Below are 20291 nucleotides of genomic sequence, written 5' to 3'. Positions count from 1 at the left end.
ATATCGATGTTTCAGAAAATTACACTTTGGCAGCCCTGTTGCGCAGCACATGGTCGGCCAAAACCAACGCGGCCATTGCCTCAACAATAGGCACAGCGCGTGGTACCACACATGGGTCATGGCGGCCTTTGCCGCTGATCTCTGATGCTTCTCCGGCGCTGTTTACCGTTTGCTGGTTGTGCATAATGGTAGCCACAGGCTTGAACGCCACACGGAACTCAACAGGCATACCATTGCTGATACCGCCCTGTATACCGCCCGAAAAATTGGTGATGGTTTCAACCTTACCGCCATTGTTGCGAAAGATGTCGTTATGCTCAGAGCCGCGCATCTCGCTGCCCTCAAACCCGGAGCCGAATTCAAAGCCGTGCACAGCGTTAATACTCAGCATGGCCTTGCCCAGATCAGCATGCAGTTTATCAAATACCGGCTCGCCTAAGCCTGTGGGTACATTGGTAGCAAAGCAGGTAACCTTGCCGCCTACGGTATCGCCTTGCTTGCGTATGCCGTCAATAAACTCGATCATTTCTTCGGCAGTGGCTGGGTCAACACAGCGAACTATATTTTGCTCACGGGCTTCAATAAACTCGGTAGCATTATTAATATCAACATTGGGGGCATTTATTTTACCTACACTGCTAACATGCGCAAACACCTCGATGCCCTGTGTTTTCAGGAACATTTTAGCCAGCGCGCCTGCCGCCACACGTGCCGCGGTTTCGCGGGCTGATGAACGGCCGCCACCACGGTGGTCGCGTATACCATACTTGGTAAAGTAGGTAAAGTCGGCATGCGAGGGGCGAAATACATCCACATTATGGCCGTAATCCTTTGAGCGTTGATCTTCATTCGGGATGATCATGGCGATAGGTGTACCTGTAGTTTTACCCTCGAACGTGCCCGAAAGTATCTGTACCGTATCGCTCTCCTTACGCTGTGTAGTGATCTTTGACTGCCCTGGTTTACGCTTATCCAGCTCGGCCTGAATAAAGTCAAGGTCAACCGGTAACTGCGCCGGGCAGCCGTCAACTATCACACCGATAGCCTCGCCATGCGATTCGCCAAATGTTGTTATCCTGAATATTTGCCCGAAGGTATTGCCTGCCATTGTGCCTGTAGATATGAGATGTTAGATATTATGTTTACGTCATTGCGAGGTAACCCCTCCTAAATCCTCCCCAAGGGGAGGACTTTGTTTCTTAAGCTCTCCCTTTGGGAGGGTTGGGTGGGTTTAGAGATTGCTTCGTACCTCGCAATGACGGTTTTGTTATTATACTTTGCTTTTAGCTTTGGTCTTTATGCTTTAACCTCGAAATTGACCTTCTCCAGATCCTGCCAGAATGCCGGGTATGATTTTTCGACCACCCGGGCATCTTCAATCTCTAATTGCGGAATTACCAATGCCAGCGGCGCGAAGGCCATGGCCATGCGGTGATCCTCGTAAGTGTTGATGAACATGCTTTCGGGAATGAACTTTTCGCTGCAATCCAGTTTGTAAACTAAACCTTTTTCAATCAGCTTAACGCCCATTTTGCCCAATTCGTTCTGTAAGGCCTTTACACGGTCGGTTTCCTTTATCTTAAGGGTTTCCAGGCCGGTAAAGGTAGCTTCGTGACCTAATGCTGCGCATACCACAATAACGGTTTGCGCCAGGTCAGGGCATTCCTTCATGTCGAATATTTTGCGCTGGATAGGCTTGGGCTCCTTTTTCAGGTGAACGCCGCCATCCTTAAATTGTGAGGTGATGCCAAAGTTAGCCATGATCTCGGTGATCACGCTATCGCCCTGGAGACTGTATGATGTAAGGCCGGGTAAAAATAGTTCAGCCTCATCAGCCAAAGCAGCTATGGCGTACCAGTATGATGCCGCGCTCCAATCAGGCTCAACAGGCAAGGCCGTTTCGCTGAACTCTTGGTTAGCTATGCTGATTACGTTGCCCTGCCAGCTGTGCTGAATGCCTGCTTGCTTTAACATCGCCAAAGTCATTTCCACGTAAGGGCGTGAGGTAAGCTCACCCTCAATATGCAGTTCGAGGCCTTGTGGCAGTTTAGCGGCTATCAGCAACAGGGCAGTAATATACTGACTGCTGATATCACCCTTAATGCCTATCTGGTTAGTTTGCTGCTCAAAACCACCGCTTATCTGCAACGGCGGAAAGCCATCCTTTTCAGCATAAGTAATGTTAGCGCCCAATTTGCGCAAGGCATCAACCAAAATACCAATAGGGCGTTGTTTCATGCGCTCGGTACCGGTAAGCAATACCTCGCCGGGTTGCAGGGCAAAATAAGCCGTTAAAAAACGCATAGCCGTACCAGCCGGACCGATGTTGACGGTTTTTAGTCCATGGTCTATGGTCGATGGTCCATGGTCAACACTTAGTCCATGGTCTATGGTCGATGGTCCATGGTCAACACTTTGTCCTTGGTCTATGATCCATAAACTATGGTCTTTAAGTATCCCCGCCAGCGTAACGGTATCAGCCGCGTCCGATAGGTTTTTAACCTTTACACGGCCACCGCTAAGGGCCTCAATAACGAGTGCACGGTTGCACTCGCTTTTTGAGCCTGTAAGTTGTATGGTGCCGTTGGCGGTTTTGTTGTTTTTGCTAAGGATGATGTTACTGCTACTCATTATCCCTAATTACGCGTGCGTTAATTTTTCTTCTACCTTGTCCTGACCTTCGTTAAGGATGATACCCTGACGACGGATAGATTCAGTGTGAACCAGCTCTAACAGTTTCTCGGTAAACTCAGCATCAAGTTTTAATGCCTTACCATAATCGGTAGTTTTTTTCAGGATCTCCTCCCAACGGTTTACCTGTAAGATAGTGATGTTGTTATCTTTTTTATACTTGCCAATTTGCTCGGCAATGGTCATGCGCTCAGCAACTTTTTGGATGATCAGGTCATCAATCTTATCGATCTTGCCACGTAGTTCAGCCAGTTTATCGTTTACGGCCGAGCTTTTTACTTCGGCTTTGCGCAGGGTAAGGTTGTCGATCAGGTCTGACAGGGCAGCAGGGGTAACCTGTTGTTTAGCATCTGTCCAGGCAACTGAAGGGTCAATGTGCGATTCGATCATTACACCTTGCATATCCAGGTCGAACGCTTTTTGAGCGATGTAGCCGATCAGGTCGCGGTTACCGGTAATGTGGCTTGGGTCGTTAATGATAGGCAGCTCTGGTACCTGAGTTTTCAGGCTGATAGCCAGGTCCCACATTGGGTCGTTACGGAAGGTAGTGTTACCGTATGATGAGAAACCACGGTGAATAGCTGCCAGTTTAGTGATACCCGCGTTGTTGATACGCTCTAAAGCGCCTATCCATAATGAAAGGTCAGGGTTTACCGGGTTTTTAACCATAACAGGCACGTCGGTACCTTTAAGGGCATCAGCAATTTCCTGTACGGTGAAAGGGTTAGCGGTTGAACGTGCACCTACCCAAAGAATATCAACACCGGCAGCCAAGGCTTCTTCAACGTGTTTAGCGGTAGCAACCTCAACTGCTGTAGGCAGGCCGGTTTCTTCTTTAGCGCGTTTTAACCACTCCAGGCCAATGCTGCCAATACCTTCAAACTCACCCGGGCGGGTACGTGGTTTCCAGATACCTGCACGCAGGGCAGTGATCTTTCCGGTTTTAGCCAGCAGGTGCGCGGTGGCTACTAATTGATCCTCAGTTTCGGCGCTGCATGGTCCTGCAATCACCAATGGTTCTTTACCCGAAGTTATCCAGGTACTTAACGGCTGTATGTTTAAATTCAGTTTCATGGTCGTTTTTTGTTTTGTCCATAGGCCATAGTTAATGGTCCATGGTGATGTTCAAATTTTGTTAATTGTTATAAATCGAATGTTTCTTAATTGCTATTTCTAAATTCAGCTATGGGCTATGATCCATGGTCTATCGACTATGAACTAAATCCCCTCCTCATACCTTTTATACTCACCCAGAATATTAAAGTTGTGTGTATATTTCAATATCTGGCGCAGGGCGGTATCGTATTTGGCTTGTTCGTCCCACTCTACATCCAGGTAAAAGTTGTACTCGTTGCGTTTGCCCAGCACCGGCATGCTCTGTATCTTGCTCATGTTGATGTTGTTCTCGGCCAAAATATTAAGCACCTTGGCCAGCGAGCCCACCTCATTGCTCACCTGGAAACATAGCGAAGCCTTGTTAGCCTCTACCTTGGCGGCATTATCATGCGTGGTGAGTATCAAAAAGCGGGTAAAGTTCTTTTTGTTGGATTCGATGCGACGCTCCAATATTTGCAAGCCGTATAGCTTGGCGGCTAATGTGTTGGCAATGGCCACGGTATCGGTAAGCTGCTCATCGCGGATGCGTTTGGCGCAGGCGGCTGTATCGTTACTTTCGATCACCTTTATCTGCGGGTAATCATCAAAAAAATCAACACACTGGCGTATGGCAATAGGGTGCGACATGGCGGTTTTAACATCCTCAAAGGCCACGCCCGGCAGCGCCATCAGGTGTAGTTGTATAGGCAGGTAAACCTCGCCCACCACCGGGAAGTTATAGTTTAACAGCAACGAGTAGTTGGGCAGCAGGCTACCGGCAATACTGTTCTCAATGGCCATAACTACGTAGTCGGCTTCGCCGTTTTTAAGGGCCTCAAAAGTTTGTTTAAATGAGTTGCATTCAATGGTTTGAATGTCCTCGCCAAAGTACCTGAAGGCGGCCTCCTCATGGAAGGAAGCGCGTATGCCCTGTATTGCAACCCGTGGTGTTCCGTTTATCATAACCCTGTTAAAGCAAAAAGTCCCGACCTTGTGGGGCCGGGACTTTTCAGTTTCTTCTGTATGTTAGTTAGTGCATATCAGTCCCGGCTCTTACCTGTTAAAGTAAAAGTAAAAACCGTAAAAATATGCGTTGTTATTTATCATGTTTTTGTTTGATGCCGCTAATGTAAGCGTTTGAAATATTTGTTCCAAATAAAATTTCATTTTTTGGTTGAAAAGGGGTGTTTTCAGAATTTTATTGGGTTTTGTATGTTGATGGATCGCCTATTTAAAAGAGGGAAAACATCAAATTTAAACTCATGTGGCACATCCTTAATTTTTTTGATCAATGTTAAAGGCTGTATTACATTCGATGATAATTTTATGCTGCTGCCATCTTTTAAGATGATCTTTGAACATAATAATGCAGGCATATCAGTAAACGGAATTTCCGAAATGATTATTTTCTCAATATCCTTTTTATAGATCTTGGTTTTTATTTCCTTTTGATATAAATAGAAGTAACCCTTGCCTTTTGATATGTTAAGCTTAACATCTTTAGCGTATATGTAATTGTTTATACTACGATATAACATTAATGCGGGTATTATACTAAATATAGCGAGTACCGAAGCGGAACTATATAAAACCATGATGCCGACCCAGGCAAAAAATAATGTAAACGTGCCACCCAACAGAGCCATGAACCACCATCGATAAATGTTTAGTTCATAGGTGAAATTATGGGTTAAAAAATGGCCCTCACTACCAAAACTAAAGAACTTCTTTTGAAATGGATTCCTATCAAGATCGTCCTGAAAAAAACTACGAACTATTGATGTTACTTTATCCAGGTCGGGTACGTAGTATTCGTAAAGGTTTTCTTTATGGTCAAAATAGTATAATGCAAATTTGCCATTAAAATAAAGCCCGATCTTTAAGTACTCATCCGCTTCATTACATATAATAATCGATGGTCCCGTAAGTTGAATGTCGGTTAAATGCCGTTCATCATCCCAGGGGAAGGCTTTAATAAGCGCTATGGTTTCATCCAAATCACGAGGTTGCTCGTTCGTAAATTCTCCGGTTTCGTAATTTTTGTACTGTACTTTTGATATGAGTTTAGGCATAGTATTATTAACTAATATAGTTATTTAAACCAAAACCCCCACTAAGCGTTATTCAATTAAACATCTACACCATGAATAACGATCCAAAAGATATCAAACAAACCAACGACGATAGCGACCTGCACCGCGATGAAATAGGGGAGAACACCGGCACCGATACGCTGCTGAACAAGAGCATTAAAACCGATGCTATTGAGCAGGAAGAATCAGAAAGTTCAAACAAAGAGCAAGGCCCGGCAGGTGAGGATTTGTAGCGGTGGTCTAAACCAGAAGGTGGTCTGAACCAGAATTTGCGGAATTTTTGAATTTACAGAATTTTCTTTGGTTAGCTGTAATAGTCTAGTCCGTTAATGCTTTCGACGGGCTCAGCATGACACACCTTAACCCGCTAAATAATAATCCAGCGCTTCAAAAAGTTCCTCTTTGGTGCAAATATTATCAATATTGAATTGGCCGATGGCTGATAGCAGCGTACAGTTCACTTTGCCGTCCATGTTCTTTTTGTCTTTCAGCATAATGCTGTAAAGTTCCTCGTAAATATCGCGGCTAAAGCTAAAACGTGGGTATAGCTTATTGAATGTGGAGGTGATCTCGTTCAGTTCTTCAGCCTTTAGTCCGGTTTTTTTATGGGCCAGGTAGCTTTCGCATATCATGCCTATGGCAATGGCTTCGCCGTGGGTAAGCGAGTCGGGTTTATCATTCAATGCCCAGGTTTCAATGGCATGGCCTATGGTGTGGCCAAAGTTCAGGCTCTTGCGAATGTTCTTTTCGGTCGGGTCTTCAATCACTACCTCATTTTTCAACACTACCGAGCGGTGTACCAGCGCAGTTGATGGTTTAGTGAGGTCGCTGTTCTTTAACTCGTTCCAGTAAGCGGCATCCAGTATAAGGCCATGTTTCAACATTTCGGCCAGGCCCGATAGTATCTGGCGTGGCGGCAGGGTTTCCAAAAAAACAGTATCAATAAATACCGCTTTTGGCTGGGTAAATGTGCCTATGATGTTTTTAATGCCATCCACATCAATACCCGTTTTACCACCTACCGATGCATCAACCTGCGACAATAGGGTAGTAGGCATGTGCACAAAATCGATACCCCGTTTATAGGTTGATGCCGCAAAGCCGCCCATATCGGTAATCACGCCGCCGCCAAGGTTCACCATCAGGCTTTTGCGGTCGGCCTCAAAATCTATCAGCATTTTCCACACGCCAATGCAAAAGTCAATGTTCTTGCTTTCCTCGCCGGCGTTTATCTCTATCAGGTCGTAATTACCCAGTGTATTAAGCTTGTCGGTTAGTTTGGGCAGGCAGTGTACGCTGGTATTTTCGTCGGTTAAAACAAAAAACTTGCTGTATTTGCCGCGCTCAATAAACGCTATAAGCTCATCAATACTGTTCTCAAAAAAAATAGGGTAGTTATCGCTCTGTATGGTTTGCATAATTTAAATGATCCTGATGGTTTGCTTTCTGAACTCTACAACGTCGCCGCGTTTAACCTTAAGGCGTTTGCGGTAATCAACCTGGCCATTATATTTTACTTCGCCTTCGGTAACAACAATTTGCGCTTCGCCGCCGGTTTGTACCAGGTTAGTGGCTTTAAGTAGCTGAATTAGTGGGATGTACTCGCCCTGTAGTTCAAAATCGATCATGTGTGAGGCAAAATTAAACTATTGCACCATAAATGAACGATTTAATTAAGCATTTTATATTTTTGCATTTATATGACCTCGTACTATACAAACGGCAGTGCTAAACCCGCCGAAGGATTATCTTTTGATAATACTGAAGTGGCTTTCAGGCATTCAAGCAATGCTGAGCTAAAACGTGCTTACTGGCTGTTTCGCATTATCAATGTGAATTTTTTGGTGAAGATAGGTCCGCCTATTACCAATTTTGCCGTTAATATTGGCTTGCCCATAAAGGGAATTATCAAGGCTACTATATTTAAGCAGTTTTGCGGCGGCGAAACTATTGCCGAGTGCGATGCTACCATTAAAAACCTGCACGATGGCGGGGTAGGTACCATTCTTGATTACTCGGTTGAGGGTGAGGACGAGGAAGCCGTATTTGATGAAACCCGCGACGAGATCATCCGCACCATAAAACGCGCCACCGGCGATCCGGCTATACCCATAACCGTATTCAAGGTAACCGGCGTAGGTCGTTTTTCATTGCTGGAGAAGCTGGATGCAGGCACCACATTGACTGCCGATGAGCAGGCCGAGTGGGCTAAGGTACAGCAACGTGTGCTTGATATTTGCCAAAAGGCTTATGATGCAGGCGTACCTGTAATGATAGATGCCGAGGAAAGCTGGATACAGCTAACCATTGATGCACTGGCTATGGACATGATGCGCCGCTTTAACAAAGAGAAGATCATTGTTTATAATACCTACCAGTTGTACCGTCATGATAAATTGGCTTCATTAAAGGCCGACCATGCTGTAGCGGTTAACGAGGGGTTTGTTTTAGGTGCCAAAATAGTACGTGGCGCTTATATGGAAAAAGAGCGTAAGCGTGCCGCTGAGATGGGCTATCAATCGCCTATTCAGCCCGATAAGTTATCGGCCGATAAGGATTATGACGAGGCCGTGCGTTATGCGGTTGAAAATATAAATACCCTGGCCGTTGTTGCCGGTACGCATAACGAGAATAGCTGCCGCCTGTTAGCCGAACTGATGGATAAGCAGGGCATAGAACACAGGCATCCGCATGTGTACTTTTCGCAGCTGCTGGGTATGAGCGATAACCTGAGCTTTAATTTAGCCAACGCGGGGTATAATGTTGTAAAATATGTACCTTACGGACCAATCAAGGCTGTGTTGCCTTACTTGTTTCGCCGCGCGCAGGAGAACACCGCCATTGCCGGGCAAATGGGCCGCGAATTGAGCCTCATTGTAAAGGAAAAGAAACGCAGGGGTATCTGAGAAATATCATCCTGAACACTTAGCAGCCCTGGCTGTAACCATTACATCTACCATTGTTATTTACTGAAAAGCAAGCCGTTTTCGTTTCTGATAAGGGGTGATTTATTGTGTAAATACCCTTAATATATATGTCGCAAAGATTTAAGTTAGTTGAGTACGAAGATGCCGGTCCGGAAGTGAAGTTGATATACGAGGAAACCATGAAGGAGATGGGAATCCCGTTCGTATTAAACTGGTTTAAATGCCAGGGCAATAATGCCACCGTACTGCGCGGTAACTGGGAGAAACTCCGCAATACCATGTTACGCGGCTCGGTGCCATTTGTGTTAAAGCAACTCATCATTTATAATATATCAAACTTAAAAGGTTGTGATTACTGTGCGCAAACGCATGGCGTTATTGCCGATAGTTTGGGCAAGGCGCTTACCGGTAAGGATGACCTGAAGCTGACCGATAACCTGGAGAGTACCTATATTCCGTCATCATACCGCAAGGCTATCGAGGTAATTACCCGTTGTGCCCTGGCGCCACGCAATACTACTGATGATGATTTTGAGGAGCTGCGCGATGAAGGTTTTAGTTTGCAGGAAGTACAGGAACTAATGGCCCTTGCCGACCTGACTAATATGGTGAATACTATTGCCGATATATCGGGCATACATATTGATAACGAATTGATGGAGCCTAAATAATATGGATTCCACCGCGGGGATACTCCAGAATTCACAAAGGCTGCGCTACGAGGCGTTATCAAACTTCGCTACTGATTTAAATAAGGCCACCTCATTTGCCGATATTGGACAGGCGCTTACCGCGCATGCCAAGTACATAATCGATACCTATATTTTGCGGATATGCCACAGCCACCGTGATGAGGTATGGTGCTTTGAGGTATCGCGCGGCGAGTGTGAAATATTCAAGCCTAAAAAGGATGCCATACGCAAGTTTGAGCTTGAGGTGCTGGCCAATGGCTTGCCGGTAAGTTACACGGCGGATGATATAGCGGTATTGCCATTAGCTAAAACCACGTTTGTTGACCCGAAGATAAAGTATGTGCGCTCGTTGCCTGTATTTTATTTTGAAGATCAATCGGTAGTGGTAACTACGGCGGCAAAATCGCAGGTAATGCACGTTGATCTTGATTTTAAGTTCATACGCAGCATTGCCGATCTGGCGGCCAATAAACTGTTGCAACTGGAACTGTTGCAGGAGATAGAGCAAACCAATCGTGAGCTCAAGAAAAAGAATCAGCAGATCACAAAACTTAACCGCAACCTTGAACAGGTAGTAGCTACCCGCACCGCCGAAGTAACCGCCGCCAACCAGGAGCTGTTAACACTTTTTTACCGTACCTCGCACGATTTTAGGGCACCGCTGGCCAACATTATGGGTTTGGCTAACCTGGCTAAGCTGGTTACTGATGATCAGAACGCGCTCGACCTGTTTGACAAATGCCAGCAGGTAGTGCAAAAGCTGGACGCCATGCTATCAAAGCTGAACGTACTGAGCACTTACTCGTACGAGAGCCAGATAACCGAGGTTAACTTTAAGCAATTGCTGCGCGATCTGCGCGATAAATATCAGTACAGGTTAGATGATATAGGGGGCCGTATGCTGTTTGATATCAACCTGACCGAACAACACGTAGCCAATGCGCACAGCTATATCAACATATTGGATAACCTGATCGAGAACTCGATCACCTTTCACAAAGGCAATTTGCTGATACAGGTATATGTGTTCAGCTTTAAAGGCAACCTGGTGATCAAATTCAGCGATAACGGGCAGGGCATATCGCCACGCATTGTTAGCAAGATATATGATATGTATTACCGCGGCCACTCCGAATCAACCGGAAGCGGCCTTGGCTTATACGTGGTACGCCGACTGGTAAAATCATTAGGCGGCGAAATATATGTGCAGAGCAAGCTAAAGCAGTATACCTACTTCATTATCAAGGTGCCCTTTGATCAGCAGCAACAATTACAATAAGCTGTTACGCTTAAAGTAATCCTGTAAGGTATCGGGCGCCGTCATTAAAAAAGTGTTGATGCCCAGTTTGCCGGCAGCCTCTAAATGTTGCGGACTATCATCAATAAACAGCGTTTCCTCAGCTTTCAGATCGTTCTCCTGCAATACCTGCTCAAATATGGCAGGCTCGGGCTTGCGTTTGCCGGTAAGGTGCGAATAATATGTTTTCTCGAACAGATGGTCATTCCCCAAAAAACCAAACTCCTTTTCAAGGTAGTTCATGATAAAATCGTAATGGATAGGGTTGATGTTGCTGAGCAAAAAGGTGCGGTATTTGGCCTTTAATTGCAATAACAGATCGTGCGTACCCTCGGCTACGCCGATCAGCATACTGTTCCAAGCAGTGTCAATTTGCGCGTCGGTAAGGTTGGCATTGCCGGTAATTTGGCGTATGTGCGCGCGGAATTGTGCCGCGCTGATCTCGCCACGGTCAAAGGCATCAAAAATAGCATCCTGTTTAAGGTGACCAAAAAAGTCGGCTGAGTTGTTTATACCCAGCTCAGCCCAAGCCTGTTGCGCTTTTTCGAAGCTGATGTTGAAAATAACGTTGCCATAATCAAAGATGATATTTTTAATATTTTTCATTATTTGCTTTACTAATTCAGGACAAATATGTAATATTGCGCCTCGAAAATCAACAAAATTTTCAGCGCCTATAGCTCAGTTGGTTAGAGTAGAAGACTCATAATCTTTTGGTCCCTGGTTCGAGCCCAGGTGGGCGCACTGAAACGTGATTTTTTAAGATCACTCAACCCTCTAAATCGCTGATTTAGAGGGTTTTTTTTTTATTCTGATCCTTTTCAGTCCTTACGAATGCACAGGGAAAAACACCAATCCGGCACCCTGGAATTAAATTTTAATTTTAGGCGCATTTATTGGTTAATGGACTGTTAAACAGTTATTTAAGTCTTGAAATATAGATCAAAAAAGACTTAAAAAGACTGCTATTCAAATCTTTCCTGCGCCCTTTTTGCGCCCTGAAAAATGACGGTTTCAGGCGGTAATTATTCATTTATTCACTTAAAAACTGTAAAAAGATGAAAACATCGCAGTCATTTGGTGTGCATTTCACCATCAAAAAAGAAAAGGCAAAGGATGGCGTGACCAACGTTTACGTATCCGTAACGATCAACAAAGAGCGAATCCATTTTGCGCTCAAGCACTACGTCAAGGTTGACAACTGGGACAAAGGACGGGGCGGCCTGAAGATCAAAGTCCCCGAAGCAAAAGAGACCAATGCTTACCTGGAGCAGGTCAAATTCACGATCACCACTTATTACCAGGGAGAAGAAGTTGAGGAAACCTTTTCGCTGAGCAAATTGATGGATTACCATTACGAGACGGCCGCAGCGGCCCTGACCTGGAGCACGCTTAAACATTACGCCGTTACACGCCGCTACCTGGAAAAATTTCTAAAAGAAAAGCGAAATACGACGGATATCCGGATCAATGATATCGATTATAAGTTCATCATTGATTTTGAGACCTATTTGCGGAACCACAAGCCCAAAGACCATCAGCGGCCGATGAACAACAACGGCGTGATGAAACACCTGATCCGCCTGCGTAAGATGACGACCCTGGCGCTCAAACTTACCTGGATATCCCGTGATCCTTTCAAGAATTATAAATTCCGCTACAAAAAGGTCGAGACCGCCTTCCTTAATCAAAAAGAACTTGACTCCATCAAGGGAAAAGATTTCGCAGTGGACCGACTGAATATTGTACGGGACCTTTTCGTATTCAGTTGTTATACGGGGCTCTCCTACATAGATCTGATGAATCTCAAAGAGTCCAATATCACTGCCGGCGAAGATGGCGCGCAATGGATCAAATTGTTTCGCCAGAAAAGCAACGAGCCGACCAACATCCCGATACTTCCTGTCGCACAGCAAATACTGGATCGTTACCTCCGCTCGGACCGGGCAGAGATCACCGGCACACTGTTTCCCAATCTGTCCAATCAGAAGGTGAATAGTTACCTGAAAGAGATCGGTTTGATGAATGGGATCAAAAAAGTGCTCACTTTCGGGGTTGCGCGTCACACCTTCGCCACCACAGTAACCCTTTCCAACAATGTTCCGATCGAGACGGTGAGCAAAATGATGGGCCACACCAAGATCGCTACCACGCAGATCTATGCCTGGGTGCTACTAAAGAAGATCAGCGATGATATGGGGCAACTCAAAAAGATCATTGAGAATAAACAGACTAGCAACGAAGAAGAATAAAAAGGCAAGCGTTGCATTTTTGCAACAGTTGCTTAAACCCAACTATTAATCATTAAAGATCGTATGTCAACACCAGATAAATTAATAGAAATATTGACCGGAAAAGTATTCAAGGTGCGTGGGCAGGCAGTAGTGCTTGATTTTGACGCAGCCGCCTTATATGAAGTAAACATTTCTACACTTCATAAAACAGTCACGAGGCATTCGAGACGATTTCCAGCCGACTTCATGTTTTGGCTAACCCAAGATGAATGGAAGTAGGTCGCTGATGAAATATCGCCCGGACTTGCCGCGGCAAAAAAGATACCTCCATTGGCATTTACAAATGGAGGGCTATTTATGCTTTCAAGTGTCCTGAAAGGTCCTCGGGCCGCTCAGGTAAGTGTGCTCATTATCGAACAGCTTTTTTCTTATAAAAATATTATCTAACGAGTTTCCCAATTGGGCAACTTTATTTAAATTTGTATGGAGCGGATCAGAAAAGTAATTTTTTATAAACGATACTTTTTAGATTTTGCCAGTGAACTTTCTCCAAAGATTCTGGCTAAGATCTCAAGGGTGATCGATCTCATTGAGATCATTGAAAGGGTACCTGAAAAATATTTGAAGCATATAGCAGGCACGAATGGATTATTCGAAATAAGAATAGCGGCGGGAACTAATATTTTCAGGATATTTTGTTTTTTCGATAAAGGCAAGCTTGTTGTATTAATGAACGACTTTCAAAAGAAAACTATGAAAACCCCTGCTAACGGAATTGAAAGAGCTTTAAAAATTAAAAAAGAGTATGAAGACAGCAAATAAGGATATAACGACCTTTGACGAATTTAAGGACAAAGAATTCGGCCTACCAGGAACGGTTGAACGGGAAGCTTATAACAGGGATGCTGAAGCGTTTATCATTGGTACGATGTTAAAGGAAGCAAGGCTTTCAAAAGGTTTGACCCAGGAGCAACTCGCAGAAAAGTGCGGTACGAACAAAGCCTACATATCCAAAGTTGAAAATAACCTTAAAGATGTACGCTTTTCGACACTTCAGAATATCGTTGAAAAGGGGCTAAACGGCCATTTCCATTTGGTATTTTGATCGTCATAAACAAATTGATTATCTAACAAAAGTTCACAATATGTGAACTTTTGTTATTTTTGTTGATTTATAATCGTAAACATGGCCGGATTAAAATACAAGGTGATCAAGGACCGGGCGCAATATGATTCATATTGCATAATATTGGACGGCCTTTTGAGTTCATCCATTAATAGCTTCGATCAGGATGAGATCGATCTGCTTAACTTGCTGATCGAAACGTATGACGAAAGAAATAATTCGCTTTCGGAACTTGACCCCATTGCCTTATTGCGCTCATTTATGTCAGAGCATAACTTAAAGGCACAACAGTTAGTTGACCTTTTGGGGTAAGTAAAGGTTATGTATCAGATATTCTTAATTACAAAAAAAGCCTGTCTAAAGATGTGATCCGCAAATTAGGAGCTCACTTTAAAGTTAAACAAGAGGCTTTCAACCGGCCGTATGAAGTAAGAGCTGGAGTACGGAAAATGAGTTGATCTCTGAAATAGCCATCGGCTCCCAATTACGACCACTGCTGTAATCTCACTCCAAGCTGGCAATCCATCAGCGCAAATTCTTTTGCTCCCCATGGTCTAAGTGTAACCGCCTTAAGATTCGGATGCAGAAACTCAGGATGGGAAGCAACAATTTGTTTATAAACTTCGTCGATCGCATCGGTTTCCAGCCGGATCTCGGGATGGTGCTCCCTGGCCATGGCTGCATCCTGAAAGAGATAGATACATAACCCGCCCTTTGCCAGCACGCAAAAAGGTGCAAGAACAAAACATTCTCGTATAATGTGGACTATTCGAGATTTTACATAAATGTGGCGGGTTGCTCAAACAGCCGATAGATATCTGGGACAATGCATCATTCCGATCACAAGGCGCAAACTTACATTGAACGTTTTCAATACAAAAAAAAGAAGGAGTCTCGGCACATGGCTGAATTTCTATTGGAATTACTTGTGCTGGCGACGCCCCTTTATTTTGACCGTCATTACCATTTTGATTGCATTTCTGATTATGCTACTAAGTGATGATTAACTCATGGAAATATTATACTATCAGGGCTAACAGTACATATTCTGATCATAGTGTGCTGTTTATATTAATTAAGTAATGAATACACGTAAAAAACAAATAGATAAAGAAGCACCTCCAAAATCGGTTCCTCAGATCAAAATCTATGTTATACATGCTGTGCTATATTTGGTAAATCGATATAGGTTTGAATCCTTAACCATGAATCAAATCGTAGTAAGCTCTAAGGTCAAGCGCTCTCAGCTTTTTGCAGTATTTAAGAATATCACAGTGATCAAGGAAGAATGTTTGAAATTTAGTTTAAATGCGTTTGTTGGTTACTTAGAACGTGAGGGTTCTACCAAAAGAGTTACTACCTGGACCCCGCAACAGGTATGGTCGTTAATATTTATGTTTTCGTATTACTACCGGAGAGAGGTGCAGCTTCTGACAATATATCTTGCCAATCCATTAGTGCTTCCGGGCTATGAATTTAAACAGGAGATGTCAGCACAACTCTCTGGTGTATTTCAGGTATTTGGCCAGTGGTTGAGCATAGGGGGGAATAAGAGTTTTTTGCTCATCTGCTTTATGCTTCAACGTGCATTGCATTTAAAAAAATCAGGAGCAGATATTACAAATTCTTATTCAGATATACCCGGAAACTCTTTACTTTTTGATGAACACGTTATGAGCTACATACGGCGTCTTCAAGAACTGCCATTTGATTAATTTGGCTCTGATAAATTGAAGCGATATCCTTGCACATTAGGGAAGTGGTCAATGCATTTACAGGTTACAGTTTTTCTAAAGCGAACTTAGGCTCGTTCGCCGTTGAAAGTTATCAAAGCTTATTTCTTAAAACCTATTGTCCCCATGGATTTATTGTCGGGGTATTGATTGGGTATGTTGATTTTACGCACTCTGATTGTATCTTTTTGAATTGTAAAAGTCGGGTGCCTGTATCCATTTACTTTCCCTTAACTATAGCGAGGTAGAGGTTTGCATATATGGCATTAATGCTCGGTTGGGTTACTGAGGGATAGCAGGCTTGGAAATAGAATTTATCAAAATATACCGTTTGAGGGTTTACGTAACGGTGTCTTTGCTGACCTCGAAGATTTTGTATGTCATACCAGAATTCCCCTTAAGCAAGATAAATCCTGATCGGTGTTTGGGTATTACGAATTACCAGCAAAAATAAACAAGTCTTTATTTGGGAGGTGCATCAATTTATATCACAAGGCGTTGATCAGAGCCAGCTAGCCTTTTTTGATGTAAGGAAAAAATATCATTATGCCTGTCATTTTCTGCTGTCATTTCAGTTTAAGCCTTTCAAAAGGTCTAGTTGCTATCTTATTAAAGGTAAAGTGATCGAGGAGTTCGGTTATTGTAGCCGCGGGTCGAGCGATGTGAAATATTGCCTTTTAAATACCGATAGGATAAAACAAGTAGCGCCAAAGAAAAGGCAGCACTACTTGAATATCGCGGAAATGAATGATGGTGGCATAACGTTATTAAGCTATACGATGATTGATATGGGAGATAGCTTTGTTAAAGCTTAATTATTACCAATGCCATTTAAAACGGTAGTGATGATTGGCATGCTTGCTCTTGATACTCCAATACACAAACTTTTTTATTTTTGTCTTCATAATAACTATCGACAGCTCTATATGTGTTTTCTTCACCCGTCGAATTGTTGCGTTCCAGTTTTTCAATGCTTTTAAAAGGTTTACTTTCTGGGAAAAAAATGATTAATCCTAACTCGTCGAGCCCGTGAATTTCATCATCTGTATAGGTAGAAGCATCTTCTTCAAGTGGATTTTTAAAACCATTCCAATAAGTAGCCTCTACAACTATTAAAAATTCCTGATTTAGAGGGATATCTTTTATATCAATTACCAAAGCATATTCTTTGTAAGACTTGCCATCATGGTTACTGGGCTTTTCCTTTTGGTAAAATTTTGAGTTATTAGTAATACACCGCATGTCAATAGCGTAACCGGAAGTTGCATAGTGAATTACAATATTGTCGAGTTCTTTGATTTTTTTATATGCAGGTAGTTGGTATAGTTGACTGGGCTGAATCTTGTATCTTTTAAGCTGTCTGGTGTTGATTTTCATTGTCTTAGATCAAAGATGCTGATGTCTTTACGCAGTTCATACAAGTCGGAGTTCTTTTCTTCTGGAAGTTTGTTTACCAGGTTTGTGTTTTGCTTTGGGGTGACACTAACAGGTGTAGGGTTTTGGTCAGATGTGCCAGCCGAAATTTTAGCAACAAAGTATCCCCCGGCAGTTGTTATAACTGCAATAATGATAGCCTGCCATGCCGCGATTTTTGCTACTTTGATCTCTTTGTCTTCTGGTGCTCTATCTTTATTTTTATCTGTATCGGTCATATTATTAAGGTTAAATATTTCGAGATAAAGAAGAAGAGATGAGAATCAAATTCACTGATATATGAGCTTGATTCTCGATGTAAAAGGCTTTTACTTATTGGCAAACACAATCGAAACCGCCTTGATTATTTCGTACCCATCGTCCTATACCTGAAGGGCAGTAGCCTGGGGGGGTACATTGACTAAGTCGGAAAACTAAGTCTGCGATTTCTAAATGTTTAAATCCCTCTTCGTCAAGAAGTGAATTGAATTTTTTGATTAGGTCGGGTAAGCGGTTGTTAACCCCTTCCATGTGTTCGTCATTTAATTCCATTGTTTTAATTTTTAGGTACAACATTTATAAAGCAAGAATCTTTTATGCTTACATTGTCTATATAAGTGCATTTAATCAAGATATCGGTACCTGGAGTCAAGTAATTGGGGGAATAGTAACAAGTTGCAACTGATGAGGCGTCCGATGAAGCTTTGACCATTCTATATCTACCATTTGCTGGTTGACCATTAGTCAGAAAATCTTCGAATAAGACTTTAGTACCTCGGGACACATTATCACCATTCCTGGAAAGAGTTGCCGTTAATAATACTTCCCCACTGAATCCCGTTGAAACGGCAAGAGCTGAAGGACTAAGTTTAATTTTATCAGGTGCTACCAAAATTGCCTCAAGGGAATCCTTCAAATTAAAAGAATTAAATCTCGAGGTACTCGCTGGTTTTACGGTCAGATAGATTTTAGTCGGTGACATTGGAATAGAGAGCTTTACGTTTGCTGTTAGTTTGCCATCAATGTATTCCGCTTTTCGAGTAAAAAGCGTGTCTTTATTCCCTGTGAATGTGCCCGCTGATGTATGAAAAACAACTTCTCTCTTATCGTCGTCAGCAGTCGGATCTAATTGAACAGCAATGTCAACTATGCTACTCCCATTCGCCGGTGGGGTACGATTACTAATGAATAAGTCATAAATTATCTTATTCGGATCGATTTTTTCCGTTTTACATCCCATGAATAAAACAATAAGTATTAGTGTAATTGATTTTTTCATAATGAACGGTTAAAAAAAGATAGATGTGATTTTTTTGATTGGTTCTAATAAGTCTAAGTCGGCACTTATAGCAACATATCCTCCCAGAATGACTTTATTGTCCGATGCTAATGGGTTGGTGGTGTTTCTACGCAGAAAAGACACTCCCGCACTTAGTCTCGCTGCGTTGAAAAAACTATAACTCGGGCCAAGGGTTATGGCTACACCATTTGTGAGATTGTCGAAATCTTTATTTTGCATCGCACCCAGTGTAAAACCGGCAGTAAGACATAATTTGTTCCAAATAGACCGGTAGCTTTCCAAACTGTGGGTTTCCTTCTTAGTGGGTTTTCTTTTGATACTATACTTCGATGATATGTTTTTATCGTACGGTTTAAAGAAAATATTCAGACCAAGAAATAACTTGGGGATAGTGGTAAAATGATTATTGTTATCAAACGCGCCTAATGACATGATACCCGCATCCAACGCAAATATTCGACCTCCTTTTGCATTCAAATCGTCGACGTTACTCGTTGCTGTAATCCAGATAGGTTGTTCTTTATATACCGTATCTATAGCCTCATTTATTTTTGCGAAATATTTGGTAATTGACTTTTGATTGGCAATGGATGCATCGAGTAACAATCTGATCTTTTTTTCAATTAAATCAAAAATCAATGGTGATTGTGCTTGAACAAATGTTACTTCATTGTGAAGAGAATCCAGGTAATTGGTTGTAGCATTTAGATTTTCTATTCTTTTTTTGAAAGCAAAAGTATCTATCTGATTTTTTAGTAAAGGATATTTATAATCCACTCCATAATGCCCCCTTGAAATTGGAAGAAAAGTAGTGTCATTAACTAGTTTTTGAATAATGAATAATCTTTTATAGACGGGAGAAGTTTTATCAATTGCATTAGCTATGGTCGTCACTTCAGATTGTAGTAGGTAATCTTGACGGACATATACCGTAACTGGCAATGGATTTGTTAAAATATTATAGGATGGCTTAGCGCGATCATATATTTTGGACTTTATTTGCAATAAAGTGGAATCATCACTGAAATATCGATTTTGGACGTTAGGAGCGAAATCGTTAATCTGGTCAAAAATGCTTCTTGCTTTCTTGTTTAAGGAATCATTCGCTTTAAGTTCAGCATCGGTCGCTGCAGGCATCTTGTGCAAGATTTTGTTAAGTTCCAATATTTCCTCCCGGACATTATCCGAAATAGGCTTTGTTAGTAGGATGTCGAAATCTTTATTACCACGAAAAGCTGGAAGTGCAATACTAATACCGTTGTCTTCTATCAAACGATCTCTTTTGCTGACGATCAAACTTGCTTTGCCACTGTCAAGTTTTCTGATCCCATCTTCATAGTATACTTTAAATATTTCTATTGCATTTATGGCCTTACCATTTATACCGGAAATGCTAAAAATAAATGGATGGTCTATAGGGATTTTACCTTCCAGTTTTTTAGATTTTAGGTCATACTTTATAGTTGGGGTTCCTACAGGAAAATTGTTGACATCCTGCCCAAGCAGATGACCTGCTAATACAAACATCAAGAGGGTTAGCAATGATAGTTTTCTCATTGTTTAATTGTGATATTTTTAGAAGGATTTTAGGCGTTGAATAATACTGTATTCAATGTTAGTAAATATAGTATAAAATATTATAAATCAAATAATTGGTGTTTACTTCATTCGGGGTACATCGAACCAACTA

At 42.5% G+C, this 20291-nt stretch carries 22 protein-coding genes and 1 tRNA gene; 10 read left to right on the top strand and 13 right to left on the bottom strand.

Features of this window, described 5'->3' with window-relative positions:
* Positions 1-19 precede the first annotated feature (19 nt).
* From aroC to IM792_RS12045, 5 genes are all read right to left on the bottom strand, one after another.
* Positions 20-1108 (bottom strand): chorismate synthase, encoded by a 1089-nt coding sequence (gene aroC, locus IM792_RS12065; protein WP_194102128.1) that lies wholly within the window; start codon positions 1106-1108, stop codon positions 20-22.
* Positions 1109-1296: 188 nt separating this feature from the next.
* A complete protein-coding gene (gene aroA / locus IM792_RS12060; protein ID WP_194102126.1) occupies positions 1297-2631 on the bottom strand; it encodes a 3-phosphoshikimate 1-carboxyvinyltransferase in 1335 nt (444 codons plus the stop codon).
* Positions 2632-2640: 9 nt separating this feature from the next.
* A complete protein-coding gene (locus tag IM792_RS12055) occupies positions 2641-3765 on the bottom strand; it encodes a chorismate mutase (protein ID WP_194102125.1) in 1125 nt (374 codons plus the stop codon).
* Positions 3766-3909: 144 nt separating this feature from the next.
* Complete coding sequence (locus tag IM792_RS12050) at positions 3910-4749, bottom strand: prephenate dehydratase (RefSeq protein ID WP_194102123.1); 840 nt, start codon at positions 4747-4749, stop codon at positions 3910-3912.
* A gap of 227 nt (positions 4750-4976) precedes the next feature.
* Positions 4977-5858 carry a hypothetical protein gene (locus IM792_RS12045; RefSeq protein WP_194102122.1) on the bottom strand — a complete coding sequence of 294 codons (882 nt, stop codon included), beginning with the start codon at positions 5856-5858 and terminating at the stop codon, positions 4977-4979.
* A gap of 71 nt (positions 5859-5929) precedes the next feature.
* On the opposite strand from IM792_RS12045, the gene IM792_RS12040 reads away from it, so the two are divergent.
* A complete protein-coding gene (locus IM792_RS12040; protein ID WP_194102120.1) occupies positions 5930-6112 on the top strand; it encodes a hypothetical protein in 183 nt (60 codons plus the stop codon).
* A 126-nt stretch (positions 6113-6238) separates the two neighbouring features.
* On the opposite strand, the gene aroB is transcribed toward IM792_RS12040, so the two are convergent.
* On the bottom strand, positions 6239-7297 hold the full coding sequence (gene aroB / locus IM792_RS12035) for a 3-dehydroquinate synthase (protein ID WP_194102119.1): 1059 nt from the start codon (positions 7295-7297) through the stop codon (positions 6239-6241).
* Between the two features lie 3 nt (positions 7298-7300).
* Complete coding sequence (locus IM792_RS12030; protein WP_194102118.1) at positions 7301-7507, bottom strand: RNA-binding S4 domain-containing protein; 207 nt, start codon at positions 7505-7507, stop codon at positions 7301-7303.
* Between the two features lie 72 nt (positions 7508-7579).
* Here IM792_RS12030 and IM792_RS12025 point away from each other — a divergent pair, with 72 nt between their 5' ends.
* The 3 genes from IM792_RS12025 to IM792_RS12015 all read left to right on the top strand — a co-directional run bounded on the left by IM792_RS12025 (position 7580) and on the right by IM792_RS12015 (position 10777).
* On the top strand, positions 7580-8785 hold the full coding sequence (locus tag IM792_RS12025) for a proline dehydrogenase family protein (RefSeq protein WP_194102117.1): 1206 nt from the start codon (positions 7580-7582) through the stop codon (positions 8783-8785).
* A 128-nt stretch (positions 8786-8913) separates the two neighbouring features.
* A complete protein-coding gene (locus IM792_RS12020; RefSeq protein ID WP_194102116.1) occupies positions 8914-9477 on the top strand; it encodes a carboxymuconolactone decarboxylase family protein in 564 nt (187 codons plus the stop codon).
* 1 nt (position 9478) lies between these two features.
* Positions 9479-10777: a HAMP domain-containing sensor histidine kinase gene (locus tag IM792_RS12015; protein WP_194102115.1), complete on the top strand. Its 1299-nt coding sequence runs from the start codon at positions 9479-9481 to the stop codon at positions 10775-10777.
* Here IM792_RS12015 and IM792_RS12010 read toward each other — a convergent pair.
* Complete coding sequence (locus IM792_RS12010; protein WP_194102113.1) at positions 10769-11401, bottom strand: HAD family phosphatase; 633 nt, start codon at positions 11399-11401, stop codon at positions 10769-10771. The genes IM792_RS12015 and IM792_RS12010 overlap by 9 nt on opposite strands.
* Before the next feature lie 64 nt (positions 11402-11465).
* On the opposite strand from IM792_RS12010, the gene IM792_RS12005 reads away from it, so the two are divergent.
* The 5 genes from IM792_RS12005 to IM792_RS11980 all read left to right on the top strand — a co-directional run bounded on the left by IM792_RS12005 (position 11466) and on the right by IM792_RS11980 (position 14467).
* Positions 11466-11539, top strand: a tRNA-Ile gene (locus tag IM792_RS12005).
* 314 nt (positions 11540-11853) lie between these two features.
* Positions 11854-13047 carry a site-specific integrase gene (locus IM792_RS12000; protein WP_194102111.1) on the top strand — a complete coding sequence of 398 codons (1194 nt, stop codon included), beginning with the start codon at positions 11854-11856 and terminating at the stop codon, positions 13045-13047.
* Between the two features lie 465 nt (positions 13048-13512).
* Positions 13513-13851, top strand: coding sequence for a type II toxin-antitoxin system RelE/ParE family toxin (locus IM792_RS11990; protein WP_194102109.1), 339 nt, complete (start codon positions 13513-13515; stop codon positions 13849-13851).
* Positions 13835-14134, top strand: coding sequence for a helix-turn-helix transcriptional regulator (locus IM792_RS11985; protein ID WP_194102108.1), 300 nt, complete (start codon positions 13835-13837; stop codon positions 14132-14134). Before IM792_RS11990 ends, IM792_RS11985 begins: the two co-directional genes overlap by 17 nt.
* Positions 14135-14215: 81 nt before the next feature.
* Positions 14216-14467, top strand: coding sequence for a hypothetical protein (locus IM792_RS11980; RefSeq protein WP_194102107.1), 252 nt, complete (start codon positions 14216-14218; stop codon positions 14465-14467).
* A 172-nt stretch (positions 14468-14639) separates the two neighbouring features.
* Here the strand turns inward: IM792_RS11980 and IM792_RS11975 are convergent, their stop codons facing one another.
* Positions 14640-14879, bottom strand: a complete 240-nt coding sequence (locus IM792_RS11975; RefSeq protein WP_194102106.1) for a hypothetical protein — start codon at positions 14877-14879, stop codon at positions 14640-14642.
* A 358-nt stretch (positions 14880-15237) separates the two neighbouring features.
* Between IM792_RS11975 and IM792_RS11970 the strand changes: the two genes are divergently transcribed.
* Positions 15238-15870 (top strand): hypothetical protein, encoded by a 633-nt coding sequence (locus IM792_RS11970; RefSeq protein WP_194102105.1) that lies wholly within the window; start codon positions 15238-15240, stop codon positions 15868-15870.
* 849 nt (positions 15871-16719) lie between these two features.
* Here IM792_RS11970 and IM792_RS11965 read toward each other — a convergent pair.
* The 4 genes from IM792_RS11965 to IM792_RS11950 form a co-directional block, all read right to left on the bottom strand.
* On the bottom strand, positions 16720-17265 hold the full coding sequence (locus IM792_RS11965) for a hypothetical protein (protein ID WP_194102104.1): 546 nt from the start codon (positions 17263-17265) through the stop codon (positions 16720-16722).
* Positions 17262-17540, bottom strand: a complete 279-nt coding sequence (locus IM792_RS11960; protein WP_194102103.1) for a hypothetical protein — start codon at positions 17538-17540, stop codon at positions 17262-17264. Before IM792_RS11960 ends, IM792_RS11965 begins: the two co-directional genes overlap by 4 nt.
* Positions 17541-17857: 317 nt before the next feature.
* Complete coding sequence (locus IM792_RS11955; protein WP_194102102.1) at positions 17858-18580, bottom strand: hypothetical protein; 723 nt, start codon at positions 18578-18580, stop codon at positions 17858-17860.
* A 9-nt stretch (positions 18581-18589) separates the two neighbouring features.
* Positions 18590-20158: a hypothetical protein gene (locus IM792_RS11950; protein ID WP_194102101.1), complete on the bottom strand. Its 1569-nt coding sequence runs from the start codon at positions 20156-20158 to the stop codon at positions 18590-18592.
* Between the last annotated feature and the right edge of the window lie 133 nt (positions 20159-20291).

Source organism: Mucilaginibacter sp. JRF (assembly GCF_015223065.1).
Lineage (GTDB): Bacteria > Bacteroidota > Bacteroidia > Sphingobacteriales > Sphingobacteriaceae > Mucilaginibacter.
Note: the sequence above shows the minus strand (reverse complement) of the source record. Positions and strands in the feature narration are given on the sequence as shown.

Bases quoted from the DNA above. Each gene is read 5' to 3' on its own strand.
- aroC (WP_194102128.1), bottom strand. From the start codon at position 1,108: ATGGCAGGCAATACCTTCGGGCAAATATTCAGGATAACAACATTTGGC.
- aroA (WP_194102126.1), bottom strand. From the start codon at position 2,631: ATGAGTAGCAGTAACATCATCCTTAGCAAAAACAACAAAACCGCCAAC.
- IM792_RS12055 (WP_194102125.1), bottom strand. From the start codon at position 3,765: ATGAAACTGAATTTAAACATACAGCCGTTAAGTACCTGGATAACTTCG.
- IM792_RS12050 (WP_194102123.1), bottom strand. From the start codon at position 4,749: ATGATAAACGGAACACCACGGGTTGCAATACAGGGCATACGCGCTTCC.
- IM792_RS12045 (WP_194102122.1), bottom strand. From the start codon at position 5,858: ATGCCTAAACTCATATCAAAAGTACAGTACAAAAATTACGAAACCGGA.
- IM792_RS12040 (WP_194102120.1), top strand. From the start codon at position 5,930: ATGAATAACGATCCAAAAGATATCAAACAAACCAACGACGATAGCGAC.
- aroB (WP_194102119.1), bottom strand. From the start codon at position 7,297: ATGCAAACCATACAGAGCGATAACTACCCTATTTTTTTTGAGAACAGT.
- IM792_RS12030 (WP_194102118.1), bottom strand. From the start codon at position 7,507: ATGATCGATTTTGAACTACAGGGCGAGTACATCCCACTAATTCAGCTA.
- IM792_RS12025 (WP_194102117.1), top strand. From the start codon at position 7,580: ATGACCTCGTACTATACAAACGGCAGTGCTAAACCCGCCGAAGGATTA.
- IM792_RS12020 (WP_194102116.1), top strand. From the start codon at position 8,914: ATGTCGCAAAGATTTAAGTTAGTTGAGTACGAAGATGCCGGTCCGGAA.
- IM792_RS12015 (WP_194102115.1), top strand. From the start codon at position 9,479: ATGGATTCCACCGCGGGGATACTCCAGAATTCACAAAGGCTGCGCTAC.
- IM792_RS12010 (WP_194102113.1), bottom strand. From the start codon at position 11,401: ATGAAAAATATTAAAAATATCATCTTTGATTATGGCAACGTTATTTTC.
- IM792_RS12000 (WP_194102111.1), top strand. From the start codon at position 11,854: ATGAAAACATCGCAGTCATTTGGTGTGCATTTCACCATCAAAAAAGAA.
- IM792_RS11990 (WP_194102109.1), top strand. From the start codon at position 13,513: ATGGAGCGGATCAGAAAAGTAATTTTTTATAAACGATACTTTTTAGAT.
- IM792_RS11985 (WP_194102108.1), top strand. From the start codon at position 13,835: ATGAAGACAGCAAATAAGGATATAACGACCTTTGACGAATTTAAGGAC.
- IM792_RS11980 (WP_194102107.1), top strand. From the start codon at position 14,216: ATGGCCGGATTAAAATACAAGGTGATCAAGGACCGGGCGCAATATGAT.
- IM792_RS11970 (WP_194102105.1), top strand. From the start codon at position 15,238: ATGAATACACGTAAAAAACAAATAGATAAAGAAGCACCTCCAAAATCG.
- IM792_RS11965 (WP_194102104.1), bottom strand. From the start codon at position 17,265: ATGAAAATCAACACCAGACAGCTTAAAAGATACAAGATTCAGCCCAGT.
- IM792_RS11960 (WP_194102103.1), bottom strand. From the start codon at position 17,540: ATGACCGATACAGATAAAAATAAAGATAGAGCACCAGAAGACAAAGAG.
- IM792_RS11955 (WP_194102102.1), bottom strand. From the start codon at position 18,580: ATGAAAAAATCAATTACACTAATACTTATTGTTTTATTCATGGGATGT.
- IM792_RS11950 (WP_194102101.1), bottom strand. From the start codon at position 20,158: ATGAGAAAACTATCATTGCTAACCCTCTTGATGTTTGTATTAGCAGGT.